The organism is Streptomyces sp. URMC 129 (assembly GCF_051386415.1).
Lineage (GTDB): Bacteria > Actinomycetota > Actinomycetes > Streptomycetales > Streptomycetaceae > Streptomyces.
In genome coordinates this window covers 1-8,476 of the sequence record NZ_JBPQTQ010000186.1, presented here as the reverse complement: position 1 = coordinate 8,476, position 8,476 = coordinate 1, and the positions used below count along the sequence as shown (strand labels likewise).

Annotated in this window: 8 protein-coding genes; 2 read left to right on the top strand and 6 right to left on the bottom strand. The window is 73.2% G+C overall.

Going from position 1 to position 8,476, the window contains the following annotated elements; translation table 11 throughout:
* The first annotated feature begins 152 nt into the window (after positions 1-152).
* Positions 153-746 (top strand): malonic semialdehyde reductase, encoded by a 594-nt coding sequence (locus ACSNOC_RS26015; RefSeq protein WP_436750015.1) that lies wholly within the window; start codon positions 153-155, stop codon positions 744-746.
* Between the two features lie 40 nt (positions 747-786).
* Here the strand turns inward: ACSNOC_RS26015 and ACSNOC_RS26010 are convergent, their stop codons facing one another.
* Positions 787-1,395, bottom strand: coding sequence for a DUF4245 domain-containing protein (locus tag ACSNOC_RS26010; protein ID WP_436750014.1), 609 nt, complete (start codon positions 1,393-1,395; stop codon positions 787-789).
* 163 nt (positions 1,396-1,558) lie between these two features.
* Here ACSNOC_RS26010 and glpX point away from each other — a divergent pair, with 163 nt between their 5' ends.
* On the top strand, positions 1,559-2,590 hold the full coding sequence (gene glpX, locus ACSNOC_RS26005) for a class II fructose-bisphosphatase (protein WP_436750013.1): 1,032 nt from the start codon (positions 1,559-1,561) through the stop codon (positions 2,588-2,590).
* 87 nt (positions 2,591-2,677) lie between these two features.
* Here the strand turns inward: glpX and ACSNOC_RS26000 are convergent, their stop codons facing one another.
* The 5 genes from ACSNOC_RS26000 to ACSNOC_RS25980 form a co-directional block, all read right to left on the bottom strand.
* A complete protein-coding gene (locus ACSNOC_RS26000) occupies positions 2,678-3,043 on the bottom strand; it encodes a WhiB family transcriptional regulator (RefSeq protein WP_436750012.1) in 366 nt (121 codons plus the stop codon).
* A 186-nt stretch (positions 3,044-3,229) separates the two neighbouring features.
* A complete protein-coding gene (locus tag ACSNOC_RS25995) occupies positions 3,230-3,892 on the bottom strand; it encodes a DUF1707 SHOCT-like domain-containing protein (RefSeq protein WP_436750011.1) in 663 nt (220 codons plus the stop codon).
* Between the two features lie 33 nt (positions 3,893-3,925).
* Entirely contained in the window at positions 3,926-5,785 is a 1,860-nt protein-coding gene (locus tag ACSNOC_RS25990; RefSeq protein WP_436750010.1) for an ATP-binding SpoIIE family protein phosphatase, read from the bottom strand.
* A gap of 100 nt (positions 5,786-5,885) precedes the next feature.
* Positions 5,886-6,614 carry a cytidylyl-2-hydroxypropylphosphonate hydrolase gene (gene fomD / locus ACSNOC_RS25985; protein WP_436750009.1) on the bottom strand — a complete coding sequence of 243 codons (729 nt, stop codon included), beginning with the start codon at positions 6,612-6,614 and terminating at the stop codon, positions 5,886-5,888.
* 81 nt (positions 6,615-6,695) lie between these two features.
* Positions 6,696-8,090 (bottom strand): class II fumarate hydratase, encoded by a 1,395-nt coding sequence (locus ACSNOC_RS25980; RefSeq protein WP_436750008.1) that lies wholly within the window; start codon positions 8,088-8,090, stop codon positions 6,696-6,698.
* Positions 8,091-8,476: the final 386 nt, after the last annotated feature.

The window sequence follows — 8,476 nt, the reverse complement described above, 5'->3', positions numbered from 1 at the left end:
GCACCGAGCGGACGCGGAGGAGGGGGAAGCCGAGCCGGTCGGGGAATAGCGGGGTGGGGGGAGAAGTTGGCACCGACCAGCGGTTGCCCGTTCAACCATGGGCGTTCCGCTTCCCCGCCGTTCACGTCTCCTCCGGGAAAGGCTCCAGCACCATGTCCCTCGCCCTCGACGCCGCCGCGCAGGACCTTCTCTTCCGCCGGGCCCACACGGCCCGGTCGTTCACCGACGAGCCGGTGACGGACGAGCAGGTGCGGGCGATCTACGACCTGATCAAGCTCGCGCCCACCGCGCACAACTCGTCGCCGCTGCGCGTCACCCTGCTCCGCAGCACCGAGGCCAAGGAGCGGCTGCTGCCCCTGCTGTCCGAGAAGAACCGGGCGCAGACCGCCGCGGCCCCGCTGACCGCGATCCTCTCGGTCGACCTGCGCTTCCACGAGAAGCTGCCGAAGCTCTTCCCTGTGGTGCCGGGCCTGAAGGACGTGGCGTACGCGGACCCCGCGGGGCGCGCGGAGGCGGGCGTGCTGAGCGCCGGGCTCCAGATCGGGTACTTCGTCCTCGGTGTCCGGGCCGCGGGGCTCGCCGCGGGGCCGATGACCGGGTTCGACGCCGGGGCCGTCGACAAGGAGTTCTTCGGGGACGGGCGGCAGAAGGCGCTCGTGGTGGTGAACATCGGCAGGCCGAGCGCCACCGCCTACAATCCGCGCCTGCCGCGGCTGGACTTCGAGGAGGCCGTCACCGTCCTGTGAGGGGCGCGCGGGCTGACGCCGTCGCCGCCGCGGTCATCGGTCAGGGCCGCTCGGCCCTGACCTCCAGCGCGCCGGCCAGGTGCGCGAGCCGGTCCCAGGGCGCGGTGCCCATGACCACGGTGGTCACGTCCGGCTCCCGCAGCACCAGGGCGTCGTACTTGGCGCCCTCGTACCGCGCCCAGTCCTGTCCGTCGATCCGCTCGGTCTCACCGGTGTCCTCGGCGCCGCGCGTCACGTCGGAGACGAACTCGCCGGGTTCGCCGTCGGCCTGGGTGAGCGCGGCGTACTCGTCGCCGGGGTCCAGGAAGCCGAGCCGCCAGGTCGCGCCGAACTCGCCCGCCGGTTCGTACCGCACGGAGGTGGCCCGCCAGCTCCCGGACAGGCCCACCGGGGACAGCAGGTCGTACGGCGCGGCACGGGCCGCCGTGGCCGACGCGACGTCGTACTCCATGCTCCGGATCGCGTTCTCCGGCTCCTCGTCGGGGTTGAGGACGAAGAGGGCGAGCACCGCGGCGCACAGGGCGGCCATGGACAGCACCATGTTCCGCACCGACGCGAGCTGCTGCCGCCGGTCCGGCTTCCCGCGCCCGGTCTCTTCCTGAGCGTCGTCCGCCGTCTCGGTCGCCTCGGTCGCCACGTCGTTCGCCACCCTCCCATGGTGGCGCATACCGGGGCGCGGCCCGCACCCGCCCCCGGCCTCCCGGGCACCCCGCTCCGCTCGCTCAAAAGTAGGGCGATCTGCTCATGTGTACGAGGGCCGGATAAAGTCGGAGGCACCCTCAGCGCGACTCGGCGCAGAAAGGTCGTCTCCGATGACTGATCACCACCTTCCGCCCCCGCTGGACGTCGCACCCGCAGCCCCCGACCGCAACCTGGCCCTCGAACTGGTCCGCGTGACCGAGGCGGGCGCCCTCGCCTCCGGCCGCTGGGTCGGCCGCGGTGACAAGAACGGCGCCGACGGCGCCGCCGTGCGGGCCATGCGCACCCTGATCTCCACCGTCTCGATGAACGGCGTCGTCGTCATCGGCGAGGGGGAGAAGGACGACGCCCCGATGCTGTACAACGGCGAGCGCGTGGGCGACGGTTCGGGTCCCGAGTGCGACGTGGCCGTCGACCCGGTGGACGGGACCACCCTCACCGCGAAGGGCATGGGCAACGCGGTCTCCGTGCTCGCCGTCGCCGAGCGCGGTGCCATGTTCGACCCCAGCGCGGTCTTCTACATGGACAAGCTGGCCACCGGCCCCGAGGCCGCGGACTACGTGGACATCGACGCGCCGCCCTCGGTCAACATCCGGCGCGTGGCCAAGGCGAAGGGCGGCTCACCGGCCGACGTGACGGTCTGCATCCTGGACCGGCCGCGCCACGCCAACCTGGTCAAGGAGGTCAGGGAGAGCGGCGCGCGCATCAAGTTCATCTCCGACGGCGACGTGGCCGGCGCGATCATGAGCGTGCGCGACGGCACCGGCGTCGACCTGCTCCTGGGCATCGGCGGCACGCCCGAGGGCATCATCGCCGCCTGCGCGATCAAGTGTCTCGGCGGGACGATCCAGGGCAAGCTGTGGCCCAAGGACGAGGCCGAACGGCAGGCCGCCCTGGACGCGGGCCACGACCTGGACCGGGTGCTGCACACCGACGACCTGGTCCGCGGCGAGAACGTCTTCTTCGTCGCCACCGGCATCACCGACGGCGAACTGCTGCGGGGCGTGCGCTACCGCGCGGAGACGGCCACCACCCAGTCCCTGGTGGTCCGGTCCCGCTCCGGCACCATCCGCCAGATCGACTCGACGCACCGCCTCAGCAAGCTCCGCGCCTACAGCGCGATCGACTTCGACCGCGGCCGGTAGGCACACCGGCACGGGCTCGGCGGAAGCCCCGTCCCCCAGCCTGTCGCGGCCGGCTGGGGGCGGGGCCGGGCCACCGGGCCCGCGGTCTCACGCGATGCGGCCCATGTCCGCCGGACGGCCGCCTGACGCCGCCTCACGACGGCGCCTGCGGCTGAGAACCACACGGCGCTCGGCGGCCGTCAGACCGCCCCACACACCGTACGGCTCCGGCTGGAGCAGGGCGTGCTCACGGCACTCCAGCAGCACCGGGCACCTGGCGCACACCGACTTCGCCGCCTGCTCGCGGGAGAGCCGGGCCGCCGTGGGCTCCTGGGACGGGGCGAAGAACAGCCCCGCCTCGTCCCGCCGGCAGGCGGCCTCCGAGTGCCAGGGCCCACCCAGATCTCTCGAACTGCGCGGGGCTGGAACGGGTGATGACCACTGGGACTCCTGTGGCGGTGACGATTGCAGCACGGTCAACTCCTGACGACGGCTACCGGGGGTCGCTCCTGGCTGATGCACCCTCACCCGACAAAGGCGATGCCGCAGATCACCCTTCCCGCCATGCGGCCATACGAGTGACGGTCCCCCGAGCCCTACCCGCTGTGCGCACGCTTATGCACGGAGCGACAACGCAGCCCGCCGGATCAGCCGTTCCGGTCATCCGTCCCGCAGGTCCCGCACGCGCTTTCCCGGCACGGGCTTCGCCTCGACGCCGCCCCAGACCGCCACGCCCCGCACCAGCACCACCGGCGCCCCGGGGTCGGCGGATTCGGACTCCCGGACGTCGAAGCCGCCCATGACGCCGCTGCCGCCGCCGCGCAGGCTCACGTTCTCCGGGACCTTGATCTCCACCCCGCCGCACAGGGCCGTGGCGTTGATCACAACGTGCTGCTGCTCGAAGATCGCCTCGGTCAGGTCCAGCTCCACGCCACCGAAGACCGCCACCACGTTGACCCTCGCGCCCACCCGCCAACGGCCCTGCCGGCTGGCGCCACTGAGGACGGCCACCACGTTCCGCGCGTTGGCGATCCGCAGCCCGTGCCCGCCGCGCCCCGCGGCGGCGCCAAAGGCGGACGACGGCGCGGCGGCGGGCGCCGACGGGCGCTGCCCGGCCGGGAGATCACTGATCAGCGGCTCCAGCTCACCGAAGGTCTTGGCCCGGTACGCCGCCTCCACGCGCTCGGCGTGCTCCTCGGGGTCCAGCCGCCCCTCGGCCAGGGCCTCGGCCAGGATGGCGGCGATCTTGTCACGGTCCGCGTCGGAAGCCCGGACGGCCGGCTGCTTGTCCAGCGGCACGGCGGGCGGTTTCTCAGCGCTCACGCGTTCAGCCTACCGAGTCGCGATACATCGCGACTAGGAGGAGGGCAGGGCCATCTCGAACCACACCAGCTTGCCGGTGCTCAGGCGCGTCGCCCCCCACTCGCGGGCCAGCCGCTGGACGAGATAGAGACCGCGACCGCCCTCGTCGGCCGGTCCCGCCTGTCGCAGCCGCGGCAACTGCGGCACGTCGTCGCCCACTTCGCAGCGCAGCGCGTCGGTGCGCAACAGCCGCACGGACACGGGCCGTTCCGCGTACCGCACGGCGTTGGTCACGACCTCGCTGACCAGCAGCTCGACCGAGTCCTCCAACTCCCGCAGCTCCCACCGGGTCAGGCTCTCCCGGACCAGCCGGCGCGCCTCGCGCACCGACTCGGCGCGCGGGTCGAGTCGGCAGTACGCCACGTTGTCCGGCGCGATGCCCTCGAACCGGGCGGCCAGCAGCGCGATGTCGTCGTCCCGGTCGCCGGGGCCCACGATGTCCAGGACCTCGTCGCACAGCGGCTCCAGCGGGGCCGCCGCGTCCGGGCGGGTCAGCCGCGAGACCTCGGACAGCTTCTCGCGCAGATGCTCCACGCCCGTCCACACGTCCCGGGTGCGGGACTCGACCAGCCCGTCCGTGTACAGCACGAGGGTGGCACCGGCCGGGGCGGCGACCTCCACGGTCTCGAAGTCCACACCGCCCACGCCGATCGGCGCGTTGGGCGGCAGGTCCACCAACTCCGTGGAGCCGTCGGTGTGCAGCAGCACGGGCGGCGGGTGGCCCGCGTTGGCCGCCGTGATCCGGTGCTCGACCGGGTCGTAGACCGCGTACAGGCAGGTCGCCATCCGGTCGGTGCCCAGCCGCTGCGCCTGCTCGTCGAGGTGGTGCAGCACCTCCTGCGGCGGCAGGTCGAGCCCCGCCAGCGTCTGCACCGTCGTCCGCAACTGCCCCATGATCGCGGCCGAGGTCGTCGAGTGACCCATCACGTCCCCGACGACGAGCGCGACCCGGCTGCCCGGCAGCGGGATCGCGTCGTACCAGTCGCCGCCGACGCGCGCCGACTGCGCCGCCGGGAGGTAACGGCTGGCCAGCCGCACGCCGGTGACCTGCGGCAGGTCGTCGGGCAGCATCGTGCGCTGCAACTCGTCCGCGATGGACGCCTCCCGCCCGTACAGCATCGCCTTGTCGACACCGAGCGCGGAGTGCGTGGCCAGCTGCTGGGCCACCTGGAGATCCTCGTGCTCGAACGGCTCGCGGTGCGGCTCGCGCAGGAACACCGCCGCGCCGATGACCCGGCGCCGGCCGCGCAGCGGCGCGACGATCGCGCGGTGGTCCTCCGGCGGGTACGCCGCGCCGGTCAGCTCGCGCAGCGCGGCTCTGGGCACCTGTGACTCGGTGAACACCGGCCGGACGCCGCGCAGCACCTCGGCCAGCGGCCCGTTGCCCCGCACCTCCAGGCGCGGCGAGGCGTCCGCGAGGAGAGCCTGCAACGGGCCGGACCCCTCGGCGCGCAGGTCGCCCAGGGTGCCGAGGGTCAGCGCCTCGGGAATGCGGTCGGTGCGGCGCAGCCGCAGCACCCACGGCGTCACCGGCTGCTCGTCGCCGACCGGCAGGGGATCCCGCAGGTAGACCAGGATCGCGTCCGAGAACGTCGGAACGGCGGCCCGGCACAGCCCGAGCACGATCTCGTCCAGGTCGATGCCCCGAGCGATCCGGCGTGTGGCCGCCCCCACGAACCGCAGCCGGTCTGTCTCGGGCATCCCGCCGTTGAGCGCCTCGCCCGTCGTCGGGCGGACGGGCGGGTGCTCCACGGAGTCGGGCTCGGAGCGCGCGTGCGGCAGCGCGGAAGTCTCGGCGAACGCGGTTACGTCCGCCGTGCGCGCCGCGGGCTGCGGTGGGGTCGGGTCCGTCACGAGGGGCTGTCCATCCAGGCGGGGAACTGGCGTGCGGGGTGGGGGCGTTGTCCGGTTGCTGTCGTGGGGGTCGATCCTACGTTTGGTGCCCTGGGGGGTATCAAGAGGCTCTCGGGTGATGCGGCAGACGGTGTTCCTCGCGCACCGGTGCCATGGCGGTGGCCGACCGGTCCCAGTCGTCCGGCAACTGCGGCGTGCGCCACCGCGGATCGGGCCGCCAGGACGCCCAGTTCTCGGAGAACGGACGGTCCCACGCGCGGATCAGCCGGGTGGCCTCCCGGCCGGCCGCGCGGATCCGCTCCGCCTGCCCTGCGTCCAGCAGCCCGGCCTGCTGTGCCTGGGCGAATTCGTCCTCGTCCCGCCACTCCCAGCTCCGGTCGGGATAGACCGCGATGTCGAGGAAGTGATCCTCGGAATCGACCCCGCCCGGCCAGCGGCGCCGGGGCTCCTCCAGGTTGACGTACCAGTTCTTGAAGCGCCAGCCCCGGTCCCAGAAAAGCCACACGGACCACGGCCGACCCGGTGACGCCAGCTTCAGCACCCCCGCCCCGAACCAGCGGGAGCGGACGGTGATGCGCGGCTTGGTGTAGCGGGTCGCCAGCGGCTCGGCGTGGACGGGGGTGCCGTCGGCCAGCTCCGGCTTGATGCACTCGGTGCCCGGCGCCATCCAGACGGCCAGCAGGTCGGGGGTGTCCTGCACAACGGTCACGGGCCGGCAGATGTGGAAGTCGCTGGATCCACGCGAACCATTGGCCCGGTAACGCCACAGGATGTGGTCGCCGGGCCGCCACGGATGCGCACCGCCGGTCGCGTCATTTCCCGTTGTCATCTACACATGGTATTCGGGCCGACGCGGACAGCGGGCGCATCCGGGTGTGACGTGCGCGCCAGGCGCTCGCCGGGGGCGTGCTCAGGGGTGGGTCATCCGCAGCACGTCCAGGGCCTCGTCGAGCTGCTCGACGGTCAGTTCGCCGCGCTCCACGTACCCGCCGTCGAGGACCGCCTCGCGGATGGTCTTGCGCTCGGCCAGCGCGCGCTTGGCGACCTTGGCGGCCTCCTCGTAACCGATGTAACGGTTGAGGGGGGTGACGACGGACGGGGACGACTCGGCGTACTCGCGGGCCCGTTCGACGTTGGCGGTGATGCCGTCCACGGTGCGGTCGGCCAGCAGGCGGGCGGCATTGGCCAGCAGCCTGATGGACTCCAGCAGGTTCCTGGCGATGACCGGGAGCATCACGTTCAGCTCGAAGTTGCCGGAGGCGCCGGCGGTGGCGACGGTCGCGTCGTTGCCGATGACCTGGGCGGCGACCATCAGAACGGCCTCCGGGATCACCGGGTTGACCTTCCCGGGCATGATCGAGGAGCCGGGCTGGAGGTCGGGCAGGGCGATCTCCGCCAGGCCGGTGCGCGGGCCGGAGGACATCCAGCGCAGGTCGTTGCAGATCTTGGTGAGCGAGACGGCGACCGTGCGGAGCTGGCCGGAGGTCTCGACCAGGCCGTCGCGGGCGCCCTGCGCCTCGAAGTGGTCGCGGGCCTCGGTCAGGGGCAGACCGGTGGTGCGGGCGACCTCCGCGATGACGGCGGCGGAGAAGCCGGGCGGGGTGTTGATGCCGGTGCCGACGGCGGTGCCGCCGAGGGGCAGCTCCGCCAGGCGCGGCAGCGAGGCGGTCAGCCGCTCGATGCCGTAACGGATCTGCGCCGCGTAGCCGTTGAACTCCTGGCCCAGGGTGACCGGGGTGGCGTCCATCAGGTGGGTGCGGCCGGACTTGACGACCTCGGCGAACTCGACGCCCTTGCGTTCGAGGGACTCGGCCAGGTGCGCGAGGGCCGGGACCAGGTCGCCGGTGACGGCCGCGGTGGCCGCGATGTGGATGGAGGAGGGGAAGACGTCGTTGGAGGACTGGCTGGCGTTGACGTGGTCGTTGGGGTGGACCGGGCGGCCGAGGCGCTCGGTGGCCAGGGTCGCCAGCACCTCGTTGGTGTTCATGTTCGAGGAGGTGCCGGAGCCGGTCTGGAAGACGTCGACCGGGAAGTGCTCGTCCCAGTGCCCCTCGGCCACCTCCTCGGCCGCCCGCACGATGGCCTCGGCCATGTCCTTCTCGATCACGCCGAGTTCGGCGTTGACGGTGGCCGCCGCCGCCTTGATCCGGGCGAGGGCGGCGATGTGGGCCCGCTCCAGACGCTGGCCCGAGATCGGGAAGTTCTCCACGGCCCGCTGGGTCTGCGCCCGCCACCTGGCGTCCGCCGGCACCCGCACCTCGCCCATCGAGTCATGCTCGATGCGGTATTCGTTCGTACCACTCATGGGGTCGAATCTACCCGCCGGTCTTCCGGGCCCGGCCACCCGGCCGGTCCCTCCGGCGCCCGGACCGGAGGGAACCCGCCCGGGGGCCGGAACACGGCACGCGCGGGCCGGAAGCACCCCTCGGCGGGACGGGGTGGCGCGGGGTGGGGCACCGGGCCGGTACGGCGGCGCGGACCGGCCCGAGCCGGAGACCCGACGACGGCGACGCTCTCCCCCACGCGTGCTTCCCCACGCACATCGCGCAGTCGGCGCCCGCCAGGGCCGAGAGGCGCCGCGGGCCCTGCGCGGACCGGTGGCGGTGCGCGGCGGTCCGGGTGGATCGGTCTCCGGGGAAGCGGAACGTGGCCGCCGAGCCGAGTCTCCGGGGGTCCGGCGGGGCCGGTAGC